Origin of the sequence: Methylobacterium currus (assembly GCF_003058325.1) — a bacterium.
Taxonomy (GTDB): domain Bacteria; phylum Pseudomonadota; class Alphaproteobacteria; order Rhizobiales; family Beijerinckiaceae; genus Methylobacterium; species Methylobacterium currus.
Window position 1 is genome coordinate 959,632 of sequence record NZ_CP028843.1, and the last position, 24,549, is coordinate 984,180.

Sequence of the window (24,549 nt, forward strand, 5' to 3'; positions counted from 1 at the left end):
AACCGTGAGAACATTAACGATGCGTCCTGTAACATCAATCTTAAGCGATGACACCGACGATGCAGGACGATCGCTCAAGATTTTTTTCCGAGCTGCCCGACATGTCGCTGCGTAGACAAATATTCCTTATTCTGGGTCTGATCGGCTGCCTGCTGGTCTGGCTCGCCGGCTATCAGGTCACTGACGCCTGGAACCGGGCCGACATCATGCGGCGGGCGGCGGAGGCCAACCGGGTGACCGACGGTCTCGATGCCGCCGCGGCGTCGCTGGCGGCCGAGCGGGGCCTGACCAATGGCTGGCTCGCCAAGCTGCCGGCGGCTGCGGAGCACCCGGCCCTGGCACGCTTGCGCGAGGAGGGAGACCGTCAGCTCGCCGCGGCCCTGGAGAATCTGCGGCGCGACGACGCGGTGTCGACGGCGACGGCGGCCCTCGCCGAGGCGCGCCGGGATCTCGCGGCCCTGCGCCAGCGGGTGGACAACGTCCTCGCCGGCACGCCCGATCCCGATCTGGCGGCCGCCTGGTTCCCGGCCGCGACCGCGGTGATCGCCCGCGAGCAGGCCCTGTTCGACGCGGTGCGGGCCGGCATCACTGGCTCGGTGCCGGGAGCGATCCATCACGGCCTCGACATCAAGCGGGCCCTGTGGGACGCGGGCGAGTTCGCCGGGCGCGAGCGCGGGCGGCTCAACGCCGCGATCGCCGGGCGCCAGGGGCTGGCGGTGGATCAGGTCCGTGCCGTCGCAGCCCTCTCCGGGCGCGTCGACGCCGCGCTCGCTCAAGCCCGCGCCTCCGGGCCGGCCCTCGCGACGGAGTTCCGGGACGCGCTGGCGGCGGCCTCCCGCCGGGTCGAGGCGTTCGAGGCGACCCGCGCCGCGGTGCTCCGGGCCGGCGCCGCGCGCGAGCCCTACCCGATCGCCGCCGAGGAGTGGTTCCGCCAGGCCAGCCACGTGATCGCCGGCATCGCCCAGGCGCGGGCAGCCGCCACCGCCTCGCTCGGCGCGATCGTGGCGGCGGAGAGCCGGGCGAGCGAGACCTGGCTCCTCGTCTCGCTGGCGATCCTCGTCGGGGCCTGCGCGGCGGTGGGCGGCGGCGCGCTCATGCTGGTGCGCGGCGTGACCGGGCCCCTCGCCCGGATGATCGAGGCGATGCGCCGCCTCACCGCCGGCGACCTCACGGTCGCGGTGCCGGCGGCCTCGTCCCGCAGCGAGATCGGCGCGATGGCGACGGCGATGGTGCGCTTGCGCGACGGCCTCGCCCGCGCGGCCGCCCTGGAGCAGGAGGCGGCGGCCGCCCGGGCCGGGGCCGAGGCGCAGCGCCGCGCGGCCCTGCGCGAGCTCGCCGACCGGTTCGAGGGCTCGGTCGGCGGCGTCCTCGCCGCGGTGACCGCCGCGGCGGCCGAGATGGAGGCCACCGCCCGCGGCATGAGCGACATCGCCGGCCGCACGGCCCAGCAGAGCACCAGCGTCGCCGCCGCCGCCGAGGAGGCCTCGTCGAACGTCGCGACCGTCGCGGCGGCGGCCGACCAGCTCGGCGCCTCGGTGCACGAGATCGGCCGGCGGGTCGGCTGCTCCGCCGAGATGGCCCGGGCCGCCGCGGATTCCGCGGGCGAGACGGCCCGCCTCGTCCAGGAACTGCGCCAGGGCGCGGCGACGATCGGCGACGTGCTCGGCCTGATCTCGTCGATCGCCGACCAGACCAACCTCCTGGCGCTCAACGCCACGATCGAGGCGGCGCGCGCCGGGGCGGCGGGCCGCGGCTTCGCGGTCGTCGCCGCCGAGGTCAAGGAGCTCGCCGGCCAGACCGCCCGCGCCACCGCCGAGATCGCCGACCAGATCACCCGCATCCAGGGCTCGACCGAGCAGGCCGTCGCGGCGATCGGCGGCATCGCCGGGCAGATCGGCGAGATCAGCACCGCCTCGACCGCCATCGCGGCGGCGGTCGAGGAGCAGGGCGCGGCGACCCATGAGATCGTCCGCAATGTCTCGGAGGCCGCCAAGGGCACCGACGAGGTGACGGGCAGCGTCGTGCGGGTCGCGGGCGCGGCCGACGAGACGGGCGCGGCGGCCAGCCAGGTGCTGTCGGCGGCGAGCGAGCTGTCGCGCCAATCCGAGCACCTGCGGGGGGAGGTGGGGCGGTTCCTCACCACCGTGCGGGCGGCGTGAGCGGCGATTCCCGAGCCTGAGGCTTCCCGATTCGACGGGCTTCGGCCTCGCCGCATCGGCTCCGGGTGCTCGCCGGGTGCGACGCGCGGGGAGCGCCCCGGTCCCGAACCCCAGCATCGGGCACGGGGGGAGGCAGGCATTCGGGAGAAGCGGCACGGCCGACGGCGAGCCGGATCAGGTGCGGGATCGAGGGGCAGCCCGGGTCACGCCGCCTTCGCCGAGGCCGGATCCTTGGCGGAGGCCGGATCCTTGGCGGAGGCCGGATCCTTGGCGGAGGCCGGATCCTTGGCGGAGGCCGGATCCTTGGCGGAGGCCGGATCCTTGGCGGCGACGAGGATCAGCGCCGGGGCGGGGGCCAGGGCCGCGAGCCCCACGAGGTAATAGAGCAGAGCCGCCAGCCCGGAGCCGAGGGCGAAGGCCGCGACGCCGGCGCTCATGCGGGCGATCCGGCGCCGGGCCGCGTGCTCGGCCGGCACGCCGCGCAGGAGGTCGGCGAGGTCGATCATGATCTGCGTCGTCGTGCCGGTCATCAGGGTCGAGGGCGGCGCCTCGGGAAGATGCGCCCGGTGCGCCGCGTTCTGGACCGCCATCGCGGCGACCAGCACCATGCCGGTGAGGAGCGCCGCCGGGCGGTCGGCATCGGCGAACGGCCCGAGGGCGACGGCGAGGAAAGCTCCGATTGCCAGGAAGGCGCCCTGGGCGGCGAGCAGCACGCGCAGGGCCGGCCGGCCCGTCTCCTCCAGGCGGTGGCTCGCCAGGCGGGTCAGGAGGACCGCGACGCAGAAGACCGGCAGCACCAGGAGCTTCGCCCAGGCGCCGGTGGCGCCGTGCACCATCGCGGCGCCGAAGGTCACGAAGTTGCCGGTGACGTGGGCGGTGAACAGGCCTTGCAGGGCGAGGAAGCCGATCGTGTCGACATAGCCGCCGACGAAGCTCAGGATCTGGGCAAGGGAGGGGCGCATGGGCTGATCCGGTGGAGGGAAGGGGGGGGTCACCAAGCGGTGCGCAGCTCGACGCCGAGATAGGTGCCGTCCTTGCCGCCGGCCCGGCGGATCGTGTCGCCGGCGGAAAAGCGCACCGCCTCGACCGCGCCGGTGAGGCCGGGCGCGAAGACGTAGTCGGCCCGCAATTGGCCGTAGGCGCCGCTCCACGGATGCCCGCGGCCGGCGGTGCCCGGCACCGGGTTGCTCGGCTGGACGTAGATCGCGTCAGAAACGGTCTGGCGCCATTGCAGACCCAGGGCCGCGCTGACCGCGAGGCCGGTCGTCGGATGCACGGTCAGCGAGGGCTTGAGGTGGAGGAGGTTGGCGTAACTCGTGTAGCCGGCCAGGGTGAAGTAGTAGCCGTTCGGGAAGAGCGGGTTGAAGGTGCCGAGGACGCCGTCGTCGCGGCGGCCGTCACCGGAGGCCGCGTCGCCCTGGAGGCCGAGGCGCGGTTGCCACGGCAGGTCGGCGAGCGTGTAGCCGACGCGGCTGCCGGCCGCCCAGGCGGCGATGCCGTCGCGGCCGACACGCCCGAACTGGCCCATCGCCTCGACATCCCAGTCGAACCTGCCGGCGCTGCCTGCATAGCGGATGTCGAGGACGTGACGGGTCTCGGTGCCGGCGGCGTCGAGGAAGCGGGCGCCGTCGCGCTCGTAGAGGCCCCAATAGGCCGAGAGCTCTTGGTCGCCCAGGACCTTGCGCTCGACCCGCAGGGTGCTGAAGCGGAAGGCGCGCGTGGAGATGTCGTCGAAGGGCTCGGCAAATCGATACTGCACCGGCTGGCTGACGAAGCCGAGCACCCGCCACGGCCCGGATTCCCAATCGGCCCAGAGCGCGTCGAAGGATTGGCGCACGTTCGGCCCGTCGCGCGAGGAGACGAAGCGCTGCAGGTCGAAGGCGAAGTCCTGGCGTCCGACCCGCGCCTTGACGGTCCCGTCCTCGCCCGCGGCGCGGTAGGACAGGAAGGCGAGGCGCAGATCGAGGATGTTCTCGTCGACCGAGGTGATGACGCGCTTCCCCGGCGCGCGCACGTCCTCCAGCTGCGCGAAGATCTGCCAGTTCTCGTTCAGGCGGGCGTCGAGGTGGATCTGCAGGCGTTGCAGCAGGTAGGAATCGCCCCGCGGCCCGCCGATGCCGAAGGCCGGCATGCGGTTGCTCTCGACGCGCTCGCGCAGGGTCAGGCCGAGCGACAGGTAGCTCTTCGGGTCGGCGGCGAAGAGCGGGATGTATTTCAGGTCGTCGAAAGCTTGCGTGCGCCGGGCCGGATCGGCGAGCCCCGACCAGTCCTCGGCCCAGCGGTTCGTCTTCGTAGCCGGCCGGGTGACCGCGCCGGACGCGACGTCCTCGGCGCGCGCGCCGGCGCTCAGCAGCGCGCAGAGCGCGACGAGCAGACCCGGCCGCGCGAACCTCACCGGGCCGCCGCGCCGGATTGGTGGATTTCCGCGACGTAGCCGCCGGGGAAGCGCACCATTGCGGCATTGCGGTCGCCGGCGGAGTAGGGGGCGACGAGCACGGTCGCGCCGGTCGCCGTCGCCTTGGCGAGGGTGCCGGCGAGGTCGGCGACCTCGTAGCCGGTGGTCTCGTGGCCGTAGGGGTAGGGCAGGTGGCCGTCGGTCACCAGCACCGTCAGGCGGCCGAAATCCGAAGTCAGGCGCAGGCGCCGGTAGGTCTCGCCCGGCCGGCCGATCTCGATGCCGGGGGCCTTCCCGTCATCGGAGACCACTTGACCGTGCGAGAAGCGGCGGAAGCCGCCGACGAAGGCCTCGACGCTGTCGGGCGAGACGTAGACGCGGTTCTCCGGCACCGTCGCGAAGGGCGCGTAGTCGGGCTTCGTCTTGTGCCAGTAGAGCTGCATGGCGACGCCGCCCGGCCACTGGATGACGGCGTCGCGGCCGATCGGGTCGGGGAAGGTCTGGACGATCACCGCGGCGCCGGCCGAGCGCGCGGCGGCGACCGCCGCGTCGATGTCGGTGACGAGGTAGCCGGTCCGCTCCGCTCCGAAGGGGTAGGGGATCGGCGTCCTGAAGCCGAACAGCGAGACGGTCCCGACCGGCGTCTGGATCAGCTGCGAGGTGGTGCTCGACGGCGTCGGCGTCACGGTCGCGACGACCTGCTTGGTGCTCCGGCCCCCGAAGGTGGCGGTGAAGCTCTCGACGAAGCGGTCGACCTCCTCGGGTGCGACGTAGACGTGGGTGGTGTCGTATTGCGGGGCGACCGCGACCTTGTACTCCTCCGCGACAGCCGGTGTGGCGAGGAGGGCGGCCGCGAGGAGGGAAGCGGCGAGGGTACGTGTCATGGTGATCTCCGGGCCCTTGGCCGGTGATGAAATCTCGTTGGGTCAAGTGAGGCGCACGCCCGACCCTCCACCGCACAGGGGGGGAGGGTTCAGGGGCGGCGGCTCACACCGCCCAGCAGGCGCAGCCGAGCGCGCCCCAGAAGCTCTTCAGGTCCGAGACCGGCGCCTGTGACGACCAGGCGGTGGCGTGGGCATGGCCGTGCAGCCCGCACGACATCGCGCAGCCGCAGGACGCGCTCGCCTCGCGTGCCACCGCGGCTTCCGCCCGCACCGGGCGCTCGCCCCAGGCGCCGTAGCCCTTGAAGGTGCGCACCGGCGACCAGTCCGGCATCGCCGGGGGCGGAGGATTGTCGTCGAGGGCCGAGAAGAGGCCCGCCGCGTATACCACCTTGCCGCCCACGACCGTCAGGTCGCTCACCGTATCGGCGATCTCGGCCTCGGCGCAGGCGAGCACGTCGCGGTCCGGGACGATCAGGTCGGCGAGCTGGCCCACCTGGATGCGCCCCTTCTTGCCCTCCTCGTTCGAGAACCAGGTCACCTTCTCGGTCCATAGCCGCAGAGCCGTCTCGCGATCGAGGCAGTTGCGGCGGGGCGTGAGCTGCATCCCGCCGACCGTTCGGCCGGTGACGAGCCAGGAGATCGCGACCCACGGGTTGTAGGAGGCGACCCGCGTCGCATCGGTGCCGGCCGAGACCGGCACGCCCTTCTCGAGCATCCGCGCCACCGGCGGGGTCGCGGCGGCGGCGCCGTGGCCGTAGCGCTCGACGAAGTCCTCGCCCTGATAGGCCATCCGGTGCTGGATCGCGATGCCGCCGCCCAGCGCGGCGATCCGGTCGATCGAGGCCTCCGAGATCGTCTCGGCGTGGTCGAAGAACCAGTTCAGGCCCCGGAGCGGGATGTCCTGGTTGACCCGCTCGAACACGTCGAGGGCGCGGGAGATCGTCTCGTCGTAGGTGGCGTGCAGGCGCCAGGGCCAGCGATTCTCGGCCAGCACCCGCACCACGCCCTCGAGCTCGTCCTCCATCTCGGGCGCCAGATCGGGCCGCGGCTGGCGGAAATCCTCGAAGTCGGCGGCCGAGAAGACCAGCATCTCGCCGGCGCCGTTGTGGCGGAAGTAGTCGTCGCCCTGCTTGTATCGGGACGATGTCGTCCAGGCGAGAAAGTCCTCCTTCTCGGCCTTCGGCTTCTGGGTGAACAGGTTGTAGGCGAGCCGCACGGTGAGCTGGCCGGCCTCGGCGAGCGTCTGGACGACCCGGTAATCCTCCGGATAGTTCTGGAAGCCGCCGCCGGCATCGACCGCCCCGGTCACGCCGAGCCGGTTCAATTCGCGCATGAAGTGGCGGGTCGAGTTGACCTGGTACTCGAAGGGCAGCTTCGGGCCCTTGGCGAGGGTGGCGTAGAGGATCGCGGCGTTCGGCTTGGCGAGGAGCAGCCCGGTCGGGTTGCCGGACGCATCGCGCAGGATCGACCCGCCCGGCGGCTCGGGCGTGTCCCTGGTGTAGCCGACGGCGCGGAGCGCCGCGGCGTTGAGGAGCGCCCGGTCGTAGAGGTGGAGCAGGAAGACCGGCGTGTCGGGGGCGACGGCGTTCAGTTCTTCCAGAGTCGGCAGGCGCTTCTCGGCGAATTGGTGCTCGGTGAAGCCGCCGACGACGCGCACCCATTGCGGCGGCGGCGTCACCGCCACCTGGCGCTTGAGCATCGCCATCGCGTCGGCGAGCGAGCGCACGCCGTCCCAGCGCAGCTCCATGTTGAAGTTGAGCCCGCCGCGGATCAGGTGGAGGTGGTTGTCGATGAGGCCCGGCACCACCCGGCGGCCCCTGAGGTCGACGACCCGCGTCTCCGGCCCGGCGAGCCCCATCACTTCGCGGTCCGACCCGACCGCCGTGAAGACGCCGCCGGCGATCGCGACCGCCGAGGCGGTAGGATTGCCCGGATCGAGCGTGGTGACGAGGCCGCCGCGCAGGATCAGGTCGGGGTGAGCCACAGCGCTCAATCGAAGCTCCTTAGTCGGGGACGATCGGGGGCCGGCCTTCAGGCCGGCGGGTGTTTCGGCGCCTTCGGCTCGACCGCGAAGCTCTTGCGGTGGAGCAGGCTCGACAGCGCGGCCGGGTGGCCGCGCCAGGAGGAGACGGCCATCTCGCCGGCCAGGATGCCGAGGAGGCCGACGAGGGCGATGATCGGCGGCGCGGGCGACTTCACGCCGATCAGCCCGTAGGCGACGCCGACCGCGAGGCCGGCGCCGAGGGAGAGGAGGTACGGCAGCATCGCCGCGCCGGTCTTGTCTCGATGACCTTGGGCCGATGATCTCGGGCTCAGTGGCCTTCGGACGCGCCGAACATCGACTTGGCGTAGATGATGCCGAGCCCGTAGGCGCCGCCGTACTTCTTGGCGATGCCGGTTGTCATCTCGTAGGTCTCGGTGCGGGCCCAGTCGCGCTGCAGCTCCAGCATGTATTGCAGCGAGGTCATCGGCTGCACGCCGGCCTGGATCATCCGCTGCATGGCGCGCTCATGCGCCTCGTCGGAGACGTCGCCGCAGGCATCGGCGATGACGTAGACCTCGAAGCCCTGGTCGAGGGCCGAGAGGGTCGGGCCGACGATGCAGACCGAGGTCCACAGGCCGGCGAAGACGAGGCGGTCCTTGCCGATCGCCGACACCCGGGCCACCACGGCGGCGTCCTCCCAGGTGTTCATCGAGGTCCGGTCGAGGAGCGTCTCCTCCGGGAAGGCCGAGGTGATCTCCTCGAACATCGGGCCCGAGAAGCTCTTCTCGGCCACCGTCGTCAGCACCGTCGACACGCCGAAGCCCGCCGCCGCCCGCGACACCAGGGCGGCGTTGTTGCGCAGGGTCACGGCGTCGATCGACTTCGTCGCGAAGGACATCTGCGACTGGAAGTCGATCATGATCAGCGTGTGATCGTGCGGCGAGACGAGGCGCTTCCCGGGCGTCGGCGTCGCTGTGATGGGCATGAGTCGGGCTCCTTACGCTCGTCCTCTCGGACCGTGACCGGCGCGGCCGTCGCGGCGTTGCGTCGGCGGCGCCCGGTTTCTAGGCCGGCGGTCGCCCTGCGGATTGGAGGCTTTGCGCGCGGGTTGGACGAATGCGCTGCGACGCCCGCTCTCCGCCGGCCCGCGGCGGAACATTCCTCGGCGCGCCCGAACACCGCGAGAATCGACAAGACTCGGGCGGCGCGCCGGCCGATCCTGTTCCGGCCGCGCCCGCGGCACGGGCCGACCGGGAGAGCCATGACGGAGACTCACGATCCCCTCGACGGGCAGACCTCGCGCGACGCGATGCTGGGCTGGCTGCTGCGCGACACGCTGGACGAGCGCTACCTCGACGATGTCTTCGCGGGGTTCTGCGACCGGCTGCGCCGCCACGGCGTCGCGGTCGCGCATGCCGCGCTGCACCTGCGCACCAACCACCCGCAATGGCTCGGCATCGAGATCCGGTGGCGGCTCGGGGGAAGCGGGCCGGAATCCCGCAACCTCGATTACGGGCTGTTCGAGACCGAGGGCTTTCGCGGCAGCCCGGGGCAGCGAATCCGTGACGGCGCCGCGATGGTGCGACAGCGCCGCGGGGCCAGCCAAGGAAGCCGCCAAGGAACCCACCGAGGAACCGGCCGAGGAACCGACGACGACGGGCATCCCGAGACGGCGCGCCTGATGGCGGGGCAGGGCCTGACCGACCTCGTCGCCTGGCCGCTGCGCTACTCGTTGGGCAAACGGCACGTGGCGACCTTCGCGAGCGACCGGCCGGGCGGGTTCGCAGCCGCCGAGATCGCCCTCCTGGCGGACCTGCTGCCGGCCCTCGCCGTCGTCACCGAGGTGCGCCACAAGAACCGCCTGACGCGCCTCCTCCTCGACACCTATGTCGGCCCGCATGCGGGCGGGATGATCCTGGACGGCGCGACGCGGCGGGGCAGCGGCGTCACCGTCGAGGCGGCGATCATGGTGATCGACCTGCGCGGCTTCACCCGGATCTCCGAGCTGTGGCCGCGCGACGACGTGATCGCCCTCCTCAACGACTATTTCGACGCGGTGTGCTGCCCGGTGGAGCGCAACGGCGGCGAGATCCTGAAATTCATGGGCGACGGCCTCCTGGCGATCTTCCCGCTCGACCGGCCGGATGCCGGCGGCGCGACGCTGCGGGCCGCCCACGAGGCCCGCCGGGCGATGCGCGACCTCAACCGGGCCCGCACGGGCCAAGGCCTCGAGGCCCTCGGCTACGGGATCGGGGTCCATGCCGGCGCGGTGATGTACGGCAATATCGGCTCGCGCACCCGGCTCGACTTCACCGTCATCGGCCCGGCCGTCAACGTCGCCGCCCGGCTGGAGGGGCTGACCAAAGTGCTCGAGGCCGACGTGCTGGTCTCGGGCGCCTTCGCGGCCCTGCTCGACGCGCCGACGGCGCTGGCGTGCCTCGGGAGCTACCCGCTGCGCGGCGTCGGCGAGCCGCTGGAGGTCTATCGCCTCGCCGGGGAGTAAAATTCCGACGCGCTTTCGAACGGGCGCCGGCGCTGATGCCCCGGACGCCTTCGCATCGACGTGTCGGCGCGAAGGCATACATGTCCCTCACGAAACTCCCGGTCACCGTCGTCGCTCGCGGTGGCGGCGTCAGCGCAGCGGGAGTTCAGCGAGGTGCATTTGGGCCCGGCGCCGCCGTCAGCCCTCGATGAAGGCCAGGAGGTCGGCGTTGAGCCGGTCGGCATGGGTGGTCGGGATGGCGTGGGGCGCCCCCGGATAGACCTTGAGCGTCGCGCCGCGGATCATCTCGGCGGCGAGCTTGCCGGTCGCTTCGAACGGCACGACCTGGTCGGCATCGCCGTGGACCACCAGGGTCGGCACGTCGATCTTGTGCATGTCGGGCCGGAAGTCGGTCTCGGCGAAGGCCGTGGCGCAGTCGACCGTGGCCTTGATCGAGGCCATGAGGGCGATCTGCAGCGTCTGCTTGAAGACGCCCTGCGAGACGGTCATCCCCTTGTTGGTGCCATAGAAGACGGGATTGAAATCGTCGAGGAACTGCGCCCGGTCCTTGACGATCCCGGCTTTCAGGGCATCGAAGAAGGACGGGTCCGGCCCGTCATGGTCGGCGGTCTTGCCGAAGATCGGCGTGACGGCGCTGACGAGGGCGAGCTTGGCGACCCGGTCCGCGCCGTGCCGGGCGAGGGTGCGGGTCACGTCGCCGCCGCCCATCGAGAAGCCGACCAGCACGACGTCGCGCAGGCCGAGCGTGTCGATCAGCGCCGCAATGTCGTCCGCCATCGTGTCGTAATCGTAGCCGCCCCAGGGCTGGCCCGACCGGCCGAAGCCGCGCCGGTCGAACGCCACCGCGCGGTAGCCGCGTTCGGCGAAGAACAGCATCTGCGCGTCCCACATGTCAGCCGAGAGTGGCCAGCCGTGGCTGAACAGGATCGGCTGGCCGGTGCCCCAATCCTTGTAGTAGATCTCGGTCCCGTCCTTGGTCTTGATCGTCGGCATGTCCTGCTTCCGCTTGTGTGGCGGGCGCAGGATAGGCTCCGAGAGAGTCGGGCGGATTGGACGATCGCGGCGCGGCTTGTGCGGATCCGCGCTGCCGTGCCTGCGGTCGGGTCAGGGGTTCCAGGACGAGCGGCATCCCCGGACCGACACGCGATCGGCACCTCCGCGCGTGCCCGCTCGCGCCCCATCGCGGGCATCCGCCTTCCGCCGATCCGCGGGAATCTCAGGGGGCCGGCCTACCCACGGCAAGCCCGGCGAGCGTGAACACCGCCCGATCGCCTCGCCACCCGGCCGTGTTCCCAGTCCATGATTTCGCCGCACGTTCGTCGACGAACCGGTATCCGATTCGTCGAAATACGCGCTCGGCGGCCCCAAGCACCGCCGGTACGGCGAGACATGGCCGACGGCTGGACTCCTACTTCGGCGAGCCGAGGCTGTTCACGATCGCCTTGAAGGCCGCCGCGTGCCGGCGGTCGCCCTCCGGCGAAGCCCAATAGGAGAGCAACACCATGCGGCCGTCAGGCAGGCCGGCATCGATCGCGAGGTAGCGCAGCACCGTCGGCTTGCCCTGCCACGTCGCCGGCAGATCGGTGGCCTGCACCTTCAACGAGCCTTCCTCGAAGCGCGAGATCTGCGGGTCGCCCGCCATCGTCACGCCCTGCCCGGCGAAATAGCCGTTATGCTCCTTGCGAACCGCCGCCTCGTCCGCGGGACGATAGGTCTCGAGCCAGAAGAACACTTCCTCATCGGGCGACTTCACCTCGACGCCGCGGCTGGTCGGGCTCGTCTTCCACGCGGCCGGGACATCGATGCCGACGATCGGCGCGCGACGGAAGGTTGATCTGCCGGGCCGCGACCTCACCGGCGAGGCAGGCCAGAAGCGCCGCCCCGATCACCATCCGCTTGAAATCCGCCATCGTTGCCCCCGTCTTCTTGCGAATGCTCTGTCAGCAAAGCTTGCTAAAGTAAAGCACGGCTGGGTTGCACCAGTATCGAAGTCCCATATCGCAGGGTCATGCAGGTATGCGGGCGGCAGAAGGACACGCGGTGCTGCTCCGCGCAGGCCAGGCTTTTCGCGAGAACGGCGCCTCGCCGCCATGGGCCAAGTCGACGATGCGGCGTTCGTCGGCATCGTCGCGGACCTCATCTCCGTCGTCGGGGAAGAGCAGCTTTTCCGGCTCCGCAGCCCTGGTGGCACCCGACACCGCGAGCAGGCTCACGCGACCGCGCGCCTTCGGCGCCGAACTTGGCGGCGTTCAGCCCGAACTCCTCGCGCAGCATGGCCGAGGCCCTCAACGAGGTAGTGGCCGCAGTGCACGCCTCGTCCTTGCCCGGACCAGGCGCGAGATCCTTGGGGCGCGGGGACAGGCGCTTCCAGCCCGCGAGCGTCACGCGCAGGTTCAGCGGGACGGGGAGTCCGTTCGGCGCCGCTGTCCCGGCGACCGCCTGGCAGGTCATGAAGAAGGCGTAGAGCGCCCGCACGTCGTCGGTGGTCGCGCCGTGATGGTCGTAGGGGAAGGCCGGGTCGAGCTGGCGCCCCGCGCGGTCGACGCCCTCGCGCAGGGTGCGGGCGAAGGCGGCTTGGGACCGGCGGCCGATCCCGGTCCCCGGGTCCGGGGTGATGGTGGGCGACGGCGGGGAACGCCCCCGGCGGCGGCAAGGCCGGGGGATCCCGAGTCCGGCGATGACGCGTCTCACGCGCATGACGGCATCTCCTGTCGGGGGATCGGAGCACGGCCCGGGGGCGGCGGTGCTTGTGGGATCGCGGGAGCTCTTGGACATCTGCGCGCTCCGTCAGCGCCGCCGCAGCGCGAGACCCTGGATCACGCTCGCCAATGTCCCGAGGGCGATCCCCAAGCCCGCCACCGCCGGCCAGCCGCCCGCCTGCCAGGCGGCGGTGCCGGACGCCGAGCCGGCGGCGCCGCCGAGGAACATCGCGCCCATCAGGATCGTGTTGAGCCGCGCCCGGGCCTCCGGCTTGAGGGCGAAGACGATGTGCTGGTTGGCGACGAGGGCCGCCTGCATGGCGAAATCGAGCAGGATCACCCCGGCCACCAGGACGACGAGAGAGGGGGAGAGGCTCAAGGTCGCCCACGAGACGAGCGTCAGGACGGCGCCCGTCGCGACGATTCGCGCGGGGCCGCTGCGATCGGCGAGGCGTCCGGCGAGCGGCGCGGCGGCGATGCCGACGGCGCCCACGATGCCGAACAGGCCGGCGATGTCGGCGCCGTAGCCGTAGGGTGGCCCGGCAAGCCGGAAGGCCAGCACGGTCCAGAACACCGTGAAGGCGGAGAAGATCAGCGCCTGCGTGGCCGCGGCGAGGCGCAAGGGCGGAAAGTCCCGCCACAGCCCGGCGAGGGAGGCCAGCAGCGGGCCGTAGCGCAGGGTCGCGTCGGGCCGGCTCGGCGGCAGTGTCAGTGCCATCAGGGCGCCGGCGCCGAGGGACAGCGGCACGCCGAGCCAGAACATCTCGCGCCAGCCGGCATGGGTGGCGACGAACCCGGCGAGGGTCCGGCTGAGCAGGATGCCGGTCAGGATCCCCGACAGGATCGTGCCGACGGTGGCGCCGCGCCGCTCGGGCGGGCTGAGATGCGCCGCGAAGGGCACGATCTGCTGCGCCACCGTCGCCGAGAGCCCGACGGCGAGCGAGGCGAGCACCACGAGCCCCGCGCTCGGCGCCGCCGCCGCGAGGACCAGCGCCGCCGCCAGCACGCCGAACTGACCGACGATGAGCCGGCGCCGCTCGACAATATCGCCGAGGGGCACCAGCAGGAACAGCCCCGCCGCGTAGCCGAGTTGAGTCGCGGTCGGGATCAAGGCCGTCGCCTCGCCCGGCAGGTCGCGCTCGATCAGCGCCAGCATCGGCTGGTTGTAGTAGATATTGGCGACCGCGAGGCCGGCGGCGGCCGCCATCGCGAAGGTGCGCGCCCGAGGCGTCGCCGCACGGGTCTCCGGCCTCTCGGCCGCGGCTTCAGCGGACATGGTCCTTCTCCATCGGCCGGCCGCTCCGTTCGCCGGCGCCAGTCCGCCGACAAGGTATTTCGTCACGCCAGGCGGTGAAGTAGCGTCGTGTGATATGCGATTGTAACGTGGCGCGTTATTGTGGACTTTCTCGCTCTCTCCGTCCTGACCGAGGCGGTCGGCGCCGGCAGCCTCGCGGCGGCGGCGCGGCGACTGCACATCACCCCGATGGCCGCGACCCGCAGCCTGTCGGGTCTCGAGCGCGAGCTCGGGGTTCGCCTGCTGCACCGCACGACGCGCTCGCTCTCCCTCACCGACGAGGGGCAGGTCTTCCTCGCCCACGCCCAGGCCCTGCTGGAGGAGCGCGACGCGGCGCTCGCCAGCGTGCGCCCGGCGGAGGCCGGCGCCACCGGGCGGCTGCGCCTCACCGCCTCGACGGCCTTCGGCCGCAAGGTCGTCGCCCCGGCGCTCGTCGCCTTCATGCGGGCGCATCCGGAAGTCCGTGTCGACCTCGTCCTCACCGACAGCGTCGTCGACCTGGTGGGGGAGGGGCTCGATCTCGGGATCCGCATCGCGGCCTTGAGCGACTCGAGCCTGGTGGCGCGCCGCTTAGGGGCGAGCCCGCGCGGCCTGTTCGCGACGCCCGGCTACCTCGCCGCCGCCGGGATGCCGGTGCGGGCGGCCGATCTCGCCGCCCATGAATGCCTGGCGCTGGCGGGCGCCGGCCACTGGGCGATCGGAGCGGCCGGGCAGCCGGTCTCCGTGCGGGTGACAGGCCGCTTCACCGCCAACACCATCGAGGGCCTGCACCAGGCCTGCCTCGGCGGCCTCGGCATCGCGATGCTGTCGCGCTGGGACGTGGCCGACGAGGTCGAGCGCGGCCTCCTCGCGGAGGTGCGGCTGGCGGAGGGCGAGCCGGAGCCGCTGGCGATCTGGGCGGTCTACCCGACGCGCCGGATGGTCCCGGCCAAGGTGCGGCTGTTCATCCGGTTCCTCGCCGGGCGGCTGGAAGCGTGAGGCGGCCTTAATGTTCGATTGATAAATAGCGCTTGACGCCTTCCTGGTCGCCGCGCAAATTATCGATCGATAATTTGTAGGCACGACGGGCTGCCGCACGACGCGCCCGGACGCCGGGGAGGACCATGATGGCCATCGAGGCGCAGCCCGCAGCCAGGCGGGCGATCATCGTCGGAGGCTCGCTCGGGGGGCTGTTCGCGGCCCTGCTGCTGCGCCGCTCCGGCTGGGAGGTCGAGGTGCACGAGCGGGTGGCCGGCGGCCTGTCGGGGCGCGGCGCGGGGATCGTCACCCATCCGGAGCTGTTCGCGGTGCTGGCCCGCGCCGGCATCGCGCGGGACGAGGCCGAGGTCGGCGTCGCGGTGAGCGGGCGCCGGGTCTTCGGCATCGACGGGGCGCTCCTCGCCGAGCGCGCCCTGCCGCAGGTGCTTACCGCCTGGGGCCATCTCCACGGGTTGCTGCACCAGGCGCTCCCCGCGATTGCCTACCGGTCGGGCCGCAGCCTCGTGCGCGTCGAGGAGGCGGAGGACGCGGTCACCGCGCATTTCGCCGACGGCAGCACCGCCCGCGGCGACCTGCTCGTCGGCGCCGACGGCATCGGCTCGACGGTGCGGACGCACCATCTCCCCGAGGTGGCACCGCTCTATGCCGGCTACGTCGCCTGGCGCGGCCTCGTCGACGAGGCCGACCTGACGGACGAGACCCGCGCGGCGCTCTGCGACCATTTCAGCTTCTGCCTGCCGCCCGGCGAGCAGATGCTGGGCTATCCGGTCGCCGGCGAAGGACGGGGCGGGCGGCGCTTCAACTTCGTCTGGTACCGCCCGGCCGCCGGGCCCGATCTCGCGGGGCTGCTCACCGACATCGACGGCCTCGCCCAGCCGCTCTCGATCGCCCCGAACCGGATCCGCCCGGAGGTGATCGCCGGAATGCGGCGGGATGCGCGCCGGCTCCTCGCGCCGCCCTTCGCGGAGGTCGTCGAGCGCACCGGACAGCCGTTCCTGCAGGCGATCCAGGACCTCGAGACGCCCCGGATGGCGCTCGGCCGCCGCACGGTGATCCTGGGCGACGCCGCCTTCGTGGCCCGGCCGCATGTCGGCATGGGGGTGACCAAGGCGGCCGCCGACGCCGACGCCCTGGCGCGGGCGCTCGACGCCCACCCGCACGACCTCCCCGCCGCGCTGTCGCAGTTCGAGGCCGCGCGCCTCGCCGTCGGCCGCGCCGTCGTCCTGCGGGCGCGGGAGCTCGGCGCCTCCATGCAGGCGCAGATCCTCACCCCCCGCGAGCGGGCGCTCGCCGAGCGCCACCGGTCGCCCGAGGCCGTGATGGCAGAAACCGCCGTGGCGGCCGGGCTCGCCGCCTGACTCCGAAAAAACCTCATGCCCAGAGAAACACAGGAGGACGACCCCATGGAGATCGAGCGGATCGAAGGCCATCCGGCCTTCCGCCGCCTCGCCTTCGAGCGCTGCTGCCTCGGGCGGGTGCTCGCGACGGCGATGGCGGGGGCCTACTTCGCCTACATCCTCACCATCGCGTTCCGGCCGGGCCTCCTCGGCAGGCCGATTGCGGAGGGCGCGACGACGACCTGGGGCATCGTCGCCGGGGCGGGGCTGCTCGCCCTCGGCTTCGTCCTGACGGCAATCTACGTCGCGGTCGCCAATACCCGGCTCGACACCCTGAGCGACCGCCTGCGGGAGGACCTGCGATGATCGCCCGCATTCTCCTGCCGGCGCTGGCAGCGCTGGCGCTCACGGGACCGGCCGCGGCCGACGCCCTGTCGGGCCCGACGAGCCGCCAGGCCCTCAACCCGGTCGCGATCGGGCTCTTCGTCGCCTTCGTGACCCTCACGCTGGCCATCACCGCCCGGGCCGCGCGGCGCGGCACCCGCACGGCGAGCGACTTCTACGCCGCCGGCGGCTCCCTCGGCGGGGTCCAGAACGGGCTCGCCATCGCGGGCGACTACACCTCGGCCGCGACCTTCCTGGGCGTGACGGCCCTCGTCTACGGCTCGGGCTATGACGGGATGATCTACGCGGTCGGCTTCCTGGTCGGCTTCCCGATGATCCTGTTCCTCATCGCCGAGCCCCTGCGCAACCTCGGCCGATACACCTTCGCGGACGTGGTCGCCTACCGCCTGTCCGAGGTGCCGGTGCGCCTGGTCGCGGGCCTCAACACCCTCGTCATCGTGCTCCTCTACCTGATCGCCCAGATGGTCGGAGCCGGCAAGCTGATCGAGCTGCTGTTCGGCCTGCCCTACGCCACCGCGGTCGCCCTCGTCGGCGTGCTGATGATGCTCTACGTCGCCTTCGGGGGCATGCGGGCGACGACCTGGGTGCAGATCATCAAGGCGGTGCTGCTGCTCTTCGGCACGGCTTTGATGGCCGGGCTGATCCTCGCCCGCTTCGGCTTCAGCCCGGAGGCCCTGTTCGCCCGGGCGGTCGCCCTCCACCCTAAGGGCCACGCGATCATGGCGCCGGGCGGCCTCGTGCGCGATCCGGTCTCGGCCCTGTCGCTCGGGGTCGCGCTGATCTTCGGCACCGCCGGCCTGCCGCATATCCTGATGCGGTTCTTCACCGTGGCGGATGCCCGCCAGGCCCGGCTCTCGGTGCTGGTCGCCACCGGCTTCATCACGGTGTTCTATACCCTGCTGTTCGTCCTCGGCTTCGGGGCGATCGCGCTCGTGCTCGGCGAGCCGGCCTTCACGGACGCCGCCGGACGGCTGATCGGCGGGCCCAACATGGTGGCGCTCCACCTCGCCGAGCGGCTCGGCGGCGCGCCGCTCCTCGGCTTCATCTCGGCCGTCGCCTTCGCGACCATCCTGGCGGTGGTCTCGGGGCTGGCCATCGCCGGCGCCTCGGCGGCGAGCCACGACCTCTACGCCCGGGTCTTGCGCCGGGGCCGAGCCAGCGAAGCCGAGGAGGTGCGGGTCTCGAAGGGCGCCACGGTGGCCATCAGCCTCTGCGCGATGGCGCTCGGCCTCGCCTTCGAGAACCAGAACATCGCCTTCCTGGTCGGGCTGGTCTTCGCCATCGCGGCGAGCGCCAACTTCCCGGTCCTGGTGCTCTCGGTCTCCTGGCCGGGCCTGACCACGCGGGGCGCCGTCGCCGGATCCCTCGCCGGGCTCGTCGGCGCGCTGGGCCTGATGCTCCTCGGGCCCGGGATCTGGACCGCAATCCTGTCCTTGGGCGCCGCGCCGTTCCCGTATGACAATCCGGCCCTGGTCTCGGTACCGCTCGCCTTCCTGACGGCGGTCGCGGTCTCGCGCCTCGACCGCAGCCCGGCGGCGGCCGCCGCCCGCGCCGCCTTCCGCGCCCAGCACGTCACCGCCCAGACCGGCCGCGCCCGGCCCCACCCCGTCGCCGCCCATTGATGAGGAGCCTCCCATGACCGCGTCCTACGACTCCGCATCCCACGCCTCAGCGCCCTGCGGCTCCGCACCCTACGACTGGCCGACCCCGCCCGAGGCCTGGCCCGAATCCTTGCGCCGGGACTTCGCCGCGCGCGCCGGCAACGGGCGGGTCGGCAGCCGGCTCGTCTCCGAGACCGACCGGGTCCGGGTCTGGCTGCTCAGCCTCAAGCCGGGCGAGCGGATCGGCTTCCACACCCACGTGCTCGATTACTTCTGGACGGCGGTCACGGGCGGACGGGCGCGCTCGCACTACGCCGACGGCCGGGTCGCCGAGGTGACCTACGCCCCCGGCGACACCCAGCACCACCGCTACGCGGCAGGCGACTTCATGATCCACGACCTCGAGAATATCGGCGAGACCGAGCTCGTGTTCACCACCGTCGAGTTCCTCGACAGCGCCAACCCGCCCCTCCGGCTCGACGGCGCCGCGTGAGGTCGCCGGCGGAGTGATCATGCGATCACTCCGCCTTCAGTGCCGGTTCCGCCGCCACCCGCCTCGGCACCCGATCATGGCACCTGGTGGCCAAGCCGCGATGCCGCGTGATAAGTCGTGGGAGTGGATGCGACGACGAAATTCGTGACGGCTCCCCGCCGCACGCCCCCGGCCCCCGCGCGACCGTCCGAGGTGGCGCGCCGCCGCCTGACGCCCGCCCAGCGCGAGGAGGAGATCGTGCGCGAAGCGGTCGGCTTCTTCGCCGAGTTCGGGTTCGAGGGCCAGACGCGGGAGCTCGCCAAGCGCCTCAACGTCACCCAGCCGCTGCTCTACCGCTACTTCCCGACCAAGGAGGCGCTCGTCGAGCGCGTCTACCAGGAGGTGTTCCTGCGCCGCTGGAACCCGTTCTGGGAGGAGACGATCCGCGACACGTCCCGCCCGCTGCGCGAGCGGCTCACTGCCTTCTACACCGACTATGCGAGCGTGATCCTCACCTACGAGTGGATCCGCCTGTTCATGTTCGCCGGCCTGAAAGGCCTCGACTTCAACACCCGCTACCTCGACCTGCTCAAGGAGCGGGTCTTCACCCTGATCATCGCGCAAATCCGGGACGAGCTGGGCCGCCCGCCGATCGCGGAGCGGCCGATCACGCCGCTCGAGATCGAGGCGATCTGGAGCCTGCACGCCGGAATCTTCTATCTCGGCGTGCGCAAGTTCGTGTACACCATGCCGGTCGACGACGTGTCGGAGATCGTCGCCATGAAGGTGCGGCTGTTCCTTGACGGGGCGGGATCGGTGATCGGCGTCGAGGGGGCCGCGCCGCGCGCCGTCTGAATCTCCTCTGCCTAAAGATCCTCTGCTTGGTGCGCCGCGCTACCACCCTGCCGGTTCAGCCGCCGCCACTGCCCCGGGCTCGTGCCGATTGCCTGCGAGAACGCTCGCGTGAAGTAGCTCTGGTCGCCGAAGCCGCAGAGCAAAGCCACCTCCGCCAACGGCAGCCCGGTGCCGAGCATCAGGCGCTTCGCCTCGGCGATGCGGAGATCCGACAGGGTGCGGTGCGGCGACTGGCCGGTGCTGCGCCGGAAGGCCGCCGCGAAGTAGCTCGGCGACAATTTGCAGGCCCGGGCAACCTCGGCGATCGTCAGGGCCGTCCCGAAGCGCGCCTGCATCATGTCCCGGGCGCGGCGCTCCTGCCAGGGCGAGAGGCCGCTTCGGACCGGCCGTGCCGCAGGAGCGGCACCGCCGCCGTAGCGCGCGAGGGCATGGGCGAGGAAGGCCATGGCGGTGTGCTCGACGAACATCGCCCGCGCCGGCCCGGGCTCGGCCAGCGCCGGAAGCAGCAGGGCGACGAGGCCGGCGGCGACCGGATCCCGGTCCGCCCGCGGCCAGGCGAGGTGGGAGGGAGGCGGGACGTCGTTCTCCCGGGCCACGGCGTCGACGAGGGCGTGCGGCACGTAGAACTGGACCGCGTCGAGAGGGCCGCTCATGACCGAGCGTGGACAATCCGCGAGGCTCACGACGCTGACGGCATCGGCCGGAACGGCGCCGGCATGAACCTGCCGCCCGCCCACGATGAAGTCGTGATGCTGCAGCGGCCGCACCTGCACCACGATGCTGTACGCCGCCTCCTGCTTCAGGGGCGGGGTCTGGACGCCGGGCGCGAGCAGGCCCTGGAGGCGGGTGACGACCAGGGGGCCGCCGGTCCGGTGCGGCACGCTCAGCGTCGCGCCCGCCCGGACACCGAGGTGATCGGCCATGCGCGCACCGTTCAGGCCCGGCATCCGGCCGGGCGACGCACGCCCGTCACGGTCGGGCCATAGCGGCACCTTGCGCGTGCGAGGCGATGAGGAAGCGTAATCGAGAATCATTCCAGCACCCGGAGGCTACGGGTGCATGATCACAGAGGCTGAAAGAACCGTCTTTTCGATTCCTGCTCTGGTCTTTGCAGCGCTTGCTATTGCGGATTTTGCTGGCGTCGATAGTCGCCCGGCGTGCAGCCGGTCGCCCGCTTGAACGCGATGTTGAAGGCGGATTGTCCGGAGAAGCCCGAGCGATGGGCGATCTCGCCGAGCGGCGCCGCGGTCCGGGACAGGAGGCGACGGGCCTCCTCGAGACGCGCGGCGCTGACGAAGCTGTGCGGCGTGCTCCCGGTGACCGCCTTGAACATCCGCGAGAAGTGGAACGGGCTCAGGCAGGCCACCTCCGCGAGTTCGGCCACGGTGAGGTCGCGGTCGAGGTTGTCGCGGATGAAGTCCGTCACCCGGCGGATCCGGGCCTGGCAGGTCGAGGCGGCCTCGACCGCCTCGGCCCGCTCCGGGCGGTCGTGCCCGTACATCTGCGCGACCCGCGCCACCAGCGACAGCGAGGCCGCCTCGACCAGCATCCGTCCGGCGGAGGTCTCGGCCTGGAGCTCGCGGCCGATCGCGAGCCCGAGCTGGCGGACGAGGTCGTCGTCGACATCGGCGAGATAGCGGACCGCGTCGGCGCGGATCCGCGGGTCGCCGTAGAGGTCCGCCATGTGGGCGAAGCGTTCGACCGGCAGGTAGACATGCAGGATGTCGTGCAGGGCGCCCGAGATGACGATGTCGTCCTCGGCCACGCCGACCGGGCAGAACCACACGGTGCCCGCCTCCACGGCGGTGCGCTGGCGCTGGCCCGCGCCTTTGCGGCTGACATAGGCGCCGGGGCTGCGCCGCGTCGCGATGGTGATCTCCATCTGCGTCGGCACGATCGCCGGCAGCTCCCCGGGCGGGTGACAGCGCAGCTCCGCCGCCACGCCCGACCAGCCCCGCTCCTGCGACGAGGCGACGAGGCCGGCCTTGGGAAACTTGAACGCGCCGTGAGAATGCAGATCCATGCGCGACAATGTCCAAGCCGCCGCACGGCCGCGCTATTATACACCCGTATCGACGACGGGGGCGGCGGGTTCGCCTAGAGCCTCCGCATACGCGCGCGCCACCGAGGCCGGCCCGCGCGCATCACGGCGATCGGGCGTGTCGCGACGACACCCGAACCACGCCCCGGGCGGAGGACGGCATGGGGCACGGCTCAGAGCAGGGCTTGGGGCAGGGCTTGGGGCAGGACTTGGGGCAGAACTCGGGGCAGGGCTCGGGACAGGTCTTCTCGCGGTGGCCCAGCCTCGCCTCGGCCCATGCCGGCTCCGCCTGCACGGACGCGCTGCCGGCCTGGATGCACTCGGCCCCCCGCCGCCGCTGGCCGGGCCTCGTCGAGGACGGCGCGAAGGCCGGCCTGGCGGTCCTGGTTCCGGCGCTGCTCGCCGGATGGGGTATCGCGGCGGGTTCGGTCGCGGCCGCCGGGGCGGGCCTGCTCGCCGCCGTCTTCGGCACCTTGCACGTCGCGCGGCTCCGGCGCACCCTGCGGGCGAGCGAGGCGCGGTTCTCCGCGATCTTCGAGCGCGCCGGGATCTCGATGTGGCGGGAGGACTGGAGCGCAGTGGGCGAGGCCGTCGCGCGCCTGCGCCGGGCCGGCGTCGCGGACCTCGAAGGCTACTTCGCCGCGCGGCCGGCGGAGCTGCGGGCGCTCTGCGGCCGGGTGCTGATCAAGGACGTCAACGCCTTCACGCTGGAGGAGACCGGCGCACGCGACAAGGCGGCCTTCCTCGGCCCGCTCGACCGGCTGCTGCCCGAGACCGACCAGACCTTCATGCAGTGGCTCGTCGCGATCGGTCGCGGCGACCGCTTCTTCCGCTCCGAGGCCCACATCGTCCGGGCGGACGGCCAGCAGAGCGACGTGCTGTTCACCGCCATGCTGCCGCGCGACTGCGCCGAGTTCTCCGACATCCTCGTCACCTCCCTCGACATCACGGCCTACAAGCAGGCGCAGGCGCGGCTCGCCGCCGCCGAGAGCGACCTCGCCCGGGCCGCCCGCTCGATCACCGTCGGGGCGGTGAGCGCGTCGATCGCCCACGAGGTCAACACGCCGCTCGCCGCGATCGCCGCCAATGCCCAGGCCGCCCTGCGCTGGCTGAAGCGGCCCGAGCCGGACCTCGCCGAGGTGACGGCCGCCCTCACGGACGTCGTCTCCGAGGCGCGGCGGGCTCGCGACGTCGTCGCCCGCACCCGCTCCCTGTTCGGCACGGCATCCCTGGCGCTGGCGCCCGTCGACCTCGTGCAGGCGGCCCGCGAGGCGACGCTGCTCGCCGAGCGCGAGCTGCGCGCCAACGGCGCCGCCCTCCTCCTCAGCGCCGATCCCGGCCTGAAGCCGGTCACCGGCGACCTCGTCCAGCTCGAGCAGGTCCTCGTCAACCTGCTCGTCAACGCCGCCCAGGCGGTGGCGGGATCGGCCGGGCGGCGCGATGTCGGGATCACGGTTCGGGGCGAGCCCGGTGCCGTCCGGGTCACGGTGAGCGACACCGGACCGGGCGTGCCCCCGGAGCAGCGGGCCCGCATCTTCGAGCCGTTCCACTCGACGAAGCCCGGCGGCATGGGCATGGGACTGGCGATCTGCCGCAGCTGCATCGATGCCCATGGCGGCGACCTCTGGCTCGACGAGGCGCCGGGGGGCGGGGCCGCCTTCCACGTCCGGCTTCCGACCGCATGCCGGGACCCGGCCTGACCCCCCGCGCCGTCGCGATCGTCGACGACGATCCGGCGGTCCGCCGCGCCCTGACCCGCCTCACCGAGGCGCTGGGCTACGTGCCGATGCCGTTCGAGACCGCCGGGCAGCTGCTCGCCGCGCTCGGCACCGTCGAGCCCGGCTGCGTCGTCACCGACCTGCAGATGCCGGGCCTCTCCGGCCTCGACCTGCTGCGCCGGCTGCGGCTGCGCCGCCCCCGGCTGCGGGTGATCCTCATCACCGCCACCCCGAGCGACGCGACCCGCAGGCAGGCACTCGCCTGCGGCGCCTTCGCGTGCCTCGCCAAGCCGTTCGACGCCGAGGAGCTCGAGCGCTGCCTCGCCGGCGTGTTCGACACGCCCTGATTCTGTGTTAGATCATCGCCGGCCGCGCTTCCCCGCGCCGGTCCCCGTCGACCGGCCCGCTCGCCGGCGGCGCGTTCACCCCGATCCCGATGCAGACCGGCACCGTTCACATCGTCGACGACGACGCGGCCTTGCGCACGGCCCTCGTCCGCCTCTGCGGCTCGGCCGGGCTGAAGGCCGAAGGACATGCCGACGCGTCGGGCCTGCTCGCCAACCCGGATGTCGAGCGCCCGGCCTGCATTCTCCTCGACGTCCGGCTGACGCATGATGACGGCCTCGACGTCCAGGCCCGGTTTCAGGCCTCCGGCACCACGATCCCGATCATCTTCCTGACCGGCTACGGCACGATCCCGATGACCGTGCGGGCGATGCGGGGCGGGGCGGTCGAGTTCCTGACGAAGCCGGCCGAGGGCGACGACATCCTCGCGGCCATCGACCGCGCGCTCGCCCTCGATGCGGCCTCGGTCGCGGCGCGGATCGCCCGGGACGCCCTCGCGCTCCGGCTCGCCTCCCTGACGGTGCGCGAGCGCGACGTGTTCGGCCTCGCCATCGGCGGCCTGATGAACAAGCAGATCGCCGCCGAGCTCGGGGTCTCCGAGATCACCGCCAAGGTCCACAAGCGCCGGGTGATGGAGAAGATGGAGGCCCGCTCGCTCGCCGACCTCGTCCGGATGGCCGGCGAACTCGGCATCGAGGCACCGCGCCAGCGCTGAGGTACCGGCCCCGATTTCGCGCGCCTCCCAGAGGGCGACCGGCACCTGACCGTCATTCTCGGCGGGGAGTCGGGGCCCGAGCCCGGATTCGGCTCCTGGGCGGATGTCATACCGCAGCGCCTTCGAACGGGCCCGTTCGAAGGCGCCGGCTAAGCCCGAACGGG

General features: G+C 72.3%; 24 protein-coding genes. 11 read left to right on the plus strand and 13 right to left on the minus strand.

Annotated features, from left to right (window positions below; all coding sequences use genetic code 11):
- The first annotated feature begins 59 nt into the window (after nucleotides 1–59).
- Nucleotides 60–2,159 carry a methyl-accepting chemotaxis protein gene (locus tag DA075_RS04380; RefSeq protein WP_164712205.1) on the plus strand — a complete coding sequence of 700 codons (2,100 nt, stop codon included), beginning with the start codon at nucleotides 60–62 and terminating at the stop codon, nucleotides 2,157–2,159.
- A gap of 203 nt (nucleotides 2,160–2,362) precedes the next feature.
- Here DA075_RS04380 and DA075_RS04385 read toward each other — a convergent pair whose 3' ends face one another.
- The 6 genes from DA075_RS04385 to DA075_RS04410 form a co-directional block, all read right to left on the minus strand.
- Nucleotides 2,363–3,121: a YoaK family protein gene (locus tag DA075_RS04385; protein ID WP_099952176.1), complete on the minus strand. Its 759-nt coding sequence runs from the start codon at nucleotides 3,119–3,121 to the stop codon at nucleotides 2,363–2,365.
- A 29-nt stretch (nucleotides 3,122–3,150) separates the two neighbouring features.
- Entirely contained in the window at nucleotides 3,151–4,554 is a 1,404-nt protein-coding gene (locus DA075_RS04390) for an alginate export family protein (RefSeq protein ID WP_099952177.1), read from the minus strand.
- Complete coding sequence (locus DA075_RS04395; RefSeq protein ID WP_420813112.1) at nucleotides 4,551–5,438, minus strand: glyoxalase; 888 nt, start codon at nucleotides 5,436–5,438, stop codon at nucleotides 4,551–4,553. The genes DA075_RS04390 and DA075_RS04395 overlap by 4 nt, the downstream gene beginning before the upstream one ends.
- A 103-nt stretch (nucleotides 5,439–5,541) precedes the next feature.
- The gene (locus DA075_RS04400; protein ID WP_099952179.1) at nucleotides 5,542–7,431 is read right to left on the minus strand and encodes an amidohydrolase; all 1,890 of its coding nucleotides are present in this window, start codon (nucleotides 7,429–7,431) and stop codon (nucleotides 5,542–5,544) included.
- A gap of 38 nt (nucleotides 7,432–7,469) precedes the next feature.
- Nucleotides 7,470–7,703: a DUF1427 family protein gene (locus DA075_RS04405; protein ID WP_099952180.1), complete on the minus strand. Its 234-nt coding sequence runs from the start codon at nucleotides 7,701–7,703 to the stop codon at nucleotides 7,470–7,472.
- A gap of 47 nt (nucleotides 7,704–7,750) precedes the next feature.
- Nucleotides 7,751–8,401 carry a hydrolase gene (locus DA075_RS04410; protein WP_164712531.1) on the minus strand — a complete coding sequence of 217 codons (651 nt, stop codon included), beginning with the start codon at nucleotides 8,399–8,401 and terminating at the stop codon, nucleotides 7,751–7,753.
- Nucleotides 8,402–8,683: 282 nt separating this feature from the next.
- Here DA075_RS04410 and DA075_RS04415 point away from each other — a divergent pair, with 282 nt between their 5' ends.
- Nucleotides 8,684–9,925, plus strand: coding sequence for an adenylate/guanylate cyclase domain-containing protein (locus DA075_RS04415; RefSeq protein WP_099952182.1), 1,242 nt, complete (start codon nucleotides 8,684–8,686; stop codon nucleotides 9,923–9,925).
- 177 nt (nucleotides 9,926–10,102) lie between these two features.
- On the opposite strand, the gene DA075_RS04420 is transcribed toward DA075_RS04415, so the two are convergent.
- The 5 genes from DA075_RS04420 to DA075_RS04435 form a co-directional block, all read right to left on the minus strand.
- On the minus strand, nucleotides 10,103–10,918 hold the full coding sequence (locus DA075_RS04420) for an alpha/beta fold hydrolase (RefSeq protein ID WP_099952183.1): 816 nt from the start codon (nucleotides 10,916–10,918) through the stop codon (nucleotides 10,103–10,105).
- A gap of 415 nt (nucleotides 10,919–11,333) precedes the next feature.
- Entirely contained in the window at nucleotides 11,334–11,678 is a 345-nt protein-coding gene (locus tag DA075_RS04425) for a hypothetical protein (RefSeq protein WP_123834122.1), read from the minus strand.
- Nucleotides 11,662–11,835 (minus strand): hypothetical protein, encoded by a 174-nt coding sequence (locus DA075_RS36390; protein ID WP_164712206.1) that lies wholly within the window; start codon nucleotides 11,833–11,835, stop codon nucleotides 11,662–11,664. The genes DA075_RS04425 and DA075_RS36390 overlap by 17 nt, the downstream gene beginning before the upstream one ends.
- Before the next feature lie 226 nt (nucleotides 11,836–12,061).
- The gene (locus DA075_RS04430) at nucleotides 12,062–12,622 is read right to left on the minus strand and encodes a hypothetical protein (RefSeq protein ID WP_099952185.1); all 561 of its coding nucleotides are present in this window, start codon (nucleotides 12,620–12,622) and stop codon (nucleotides 12,062–12,064) included.
- Between the two features lie 90 nt (nucleotides 12,623–12,712).
- Entirely contained in the window at nucleotides 12,713–13,900 is a 1,188-nt protein-coding gene (locus tag DA075_RS04435; protein WP_210207017.1) for an MFS transporter, read from the minus strand.
- 120 nt (nucleotides 13,901–14,020) lie between these two features.
- On the opposite strand from DA075_RS04435, the gene DA075_RS04440 reads away from it, so the two are divergent.
- The 6 genes from DA075_RS04440 to DA075_RS04465 all read left to right on the plus strand — a co-directional run bounded on the left by DA075_RS04440 (nucleotide 14,021) and on the right by DA075_RS04465 (nucleotide 19,566).
- Nucleotides 14,021–14,896 carry a LysR family transcriptional regulator gene (locus DA075_RS04440; RefSeq protein ID WP_099952186.1) on the plus strand — a complete coding sequence of 292 codons (876 nt, stop codon included), beginning with the start codon at nucleotides 14,021–14,023 and terminating at the stop codon, nucleotides 14,894–14,896.
- 125 nt (nucleotides 14,897–15,021) lie between these two features.
- The gene (locus DA075_RS04445) at nucleotides 15,022–16,254 is read left to right on the plus strand and encodes an FAD binding domain-containing protein (protein WP_414468060.1); all 1,233 of its coding nucleotides are present in this window, start codon (nucleotides 15,022–15,024) and stop codon (nucleotides 16,252–16,254) included.
- Nucleotides 16,255–16,269: 15 nt separating this feature from the next.
- Nucleotides 16,270–16,599 (plus strand): DUF485 domain-containing protein, encoded by a 330-nt coding sequence (locus tag DA075_RS04450; protein WP_244936501.1) that lies wholly within the window; start codon nucleotides 16,270–16,272, stop codon nucleotides 16,597–16,599.
- A complete protein-coding gene (gene actP, locus DA075_RS04455) occupies nucleotides 16,596–18,260 on the plus strand; it encodes a cation/acetate symporter ActP (RefSeq protein ID WP_174800058.1) in 1,665 nt (554 codons plus the stop codon). The genes DA075_RS04450 and actP overlap by 4 nt, the downstream gene beginning before the upstream one ends.
- Nucleotides 18,261–18,273: 13 nt before the next feature.
- Nucleotides 18,274–18,732: a cupin domain-containing protein gene (locus DA075_RS04460; protein ID WP_244936502.1), complete on the plus strand. Its 459-nt coding sequence runs from the start codon at nucleotides 18,274–18,276 to the stop codon at nucleotides 18,730–18,732.
- 144 nt (nucleotides 18,733–18,876) lie between these two features.
- Nucleotides 18,877–19,566, plus strand: a complete 690-nt coding sequence (locus DA075_RS04465; protein ID WP_232386311.1) for a TetR/AcrR family transcriptional regulator — start codon at nucleotides 18,877–18,879, stop codon at nucleotides 19,564–19,566.
- Nucleotides 19,567–19,577: 11 nt separating this feature from the next.
- Here the strand turns inward: DA075_RS04465 and DA075_RS04470 are convergent, their stop codons facing one another.
- Entirely contained in the window at nucleotides 19,578–20,489 is a 912-nt protein-coding gene (locus DA075_RS04470) for a helix-turn-helix domain-containing protein (protein WP_099956402.1), read from the minus strand.
- Nucleotides 20,490–20,686: 197 nt separating this feature from the next.
- Nucleotides 20,687–21,589 carry a helix-turn-helix domain-containing protein gene (locus DA075_RS04475; protein ID WP_099952190.1) on the minus strand — a complete coding sequence of 301 codons (903 nt, stop codon included), beginning with the start codon at nucleotides 21,587–21,589 and terminating at the stop codon, nucleotides 20,687–20,689.
- A 179-nt stretch (nucleotides 21,590–21,768) separates the two neighbouring features.
- Here DA075_RS04475 and DA075_RS04480 point away from each other — a divergent pair, with 179 nt between their 5' ends.
- From DA075_RS04480 to DA075_RS04490, 3 genes are all read left to right on the plus strand, one after another.
- Entirely contained in the window at nucleotides 21,769–23,307 is a 1,539-nt protein-coding gene (locus tag DA075_RS04480; protein ID WP_099952191.1) for a sensor histidine kinase, read from the plus strand.
- Complete coding sequence (locus DA075_RS04485; protein WP_099952192.1) at nucleotides 23,289–23,672, plus strand: response regulator; 384 nt, start codon at nucleotides 23,289–23,291, stop codon at nucleotides 23,670–23,672. The genes DA075_RS04480 and DA075_RS04485 overlap by 19 nt, the downstream gene beginning before the upstream one ends.
- An 89-nt stretch (nucleotides 23,673–23,761) precedes the next feature.
- Nucleotides 23,762–24,385: a response regulator transcription factor gene (locus tag DA075_RS04490; protein ID WP_099952193.1), complete on the plus strand. Its 624-nt coding sequence runs from the start codon at nucleotides 23,762–23,764 to the stop codon at nucleotides 24,383–24,385.
- The last annotated feature ends 164 nt before the right edge of the window (nucleotides 24,386–24,549 follow it).

Excerpts from the sequence above, each read along its gene's own strand:
- DA075_RS04380 (WP_164712205.1), top strand. The coding sequence starts at position 60 with ATGCAGGACGATCGCTCAAGATTTTTTTCCGAGCTGCCCGACATGTCG.
- DA075_RS04385 (WP_099952176.1), bottom strand. The coding sequence starts at position 3,121 with ATGCGCCCCTCCCTTGCCCAGATCCTGAGCTTCGTCGGCGGCTATGTC.
- DA075_RS04395 (WP_420813112.1), bottom strand. The coding sequence starts at position 5,438 with ATGACACGTACCCTCGCCGCTTCCCTCCTCGCGGCCGCCCTCCTCGCC.
- DA075_RS04405 (WP_099952180.1), bottom strand. The coding sequence starts at position 7,703 with ATGCTGCCGTACCTCCTCTCCCTCGGCGCCGGCCTCGCGGTCGGCGTC.
- DA075_RS04415 (WP_099952182.1), top strand. The coding sequence starts at position 8,684 with ATGACGGAGACTCACGATCCCCTCGACGGGCAGACCTCGCGCGACGCG.
- DA075_RS04420 (WP_099952183.1), bottom strand. The coding sequence starts at position 10,918 with ATGCCGACGATCAAGACCAAGGACGGGACCGAGATCTACTACAAGGAT.
- DA075_RS36390 (WP_164712206.1), bottom strand. The coding sequence starts at position 11,835 with ATGGCGGATTTCAAGCGGATGGTGATCGGGGCGGCGCTTCTGGCCTGC.
- DA075_RS04430 (WP_099952185.1), bottom strand. The coding sequence starts at position 12,622 with ATGCGCGTGAGACGCGTCATCGCCGGACTCGGGATCCCCCGGCCTTGC.
- DA075_RS04435 (WP_210207017.1), bottom strand. The coding sequence starts at position 13,900 with ATGTCCGCTGAAGCCGCGGCCGAGAGGCCGGAGACCCGTGCGGCGACG.
- DA075_RS04445 (WP_414468060.1), top strand. The coding sequence starts at position 15,022 with ATGATGGCCATCGAGGCGCAGCCCGCAGCCAGGCGGGCGATCATCGTC.
- DA075_RS04450 (WP_244936501.1), top strand. The coding sequence starts at position 16,270 with ATGCCCAGAGAAACACAGGAGGACGACCCCATGGAGATCGAGCGGATC.
- actP (WP_174800058.1), top strand. The coding sequence starts at position 16,596 with ATGATCGCCCGCATTCTCCTGCCGGCGCTGGCAGCGCTGGCGCTCACG.
- DA075_RS04460 (WP_244936502.1), top strand. The coding sequence starts at position 18,274 with ATGACCGCGTCCTACGACTCCGCATCCCACGCCTCAGCGCCCTGCGGC.
- DA075_RS04470 (WP_099956402.1), bottom strand. The coding sequence starts at position 20,489 with ATGGCCGATCACCTCGGTGTCCGGGCGGGCGCGACGCTGAGCGTGCCG.
- DA075_RS04475 (WP_099952190.1), bottom strand. The coding sequence starts at position 21,589 with ATGGATCTGCATTCTCACGGCGCGTTCAAGTTTCCCAAGGCCGGCCTC.
- DA075_RS04480 (WP_099952191.1), top strand. The coding sequence starts at position 21,769 with ATGGGGCACGGCTCAGAGCAGGGCTTGGGGCAGGGCTTGGGGCAGGAC.
- DA075_RS04485 (WP_099952192.1), top strand. The coding sequence starts at position 23,289 with ATGCCGGGACCCGGCCTGACCCCCCGCGCCGTCGCGATCGTCGACGAC.
- DA075_RS04490 (WP_099952193.1), top strand. The coding sequence starts at position 23,762 with ATGCAGACCGGCACCGTTCACATCGTCGACGACGACGCGGCCTTGCGC.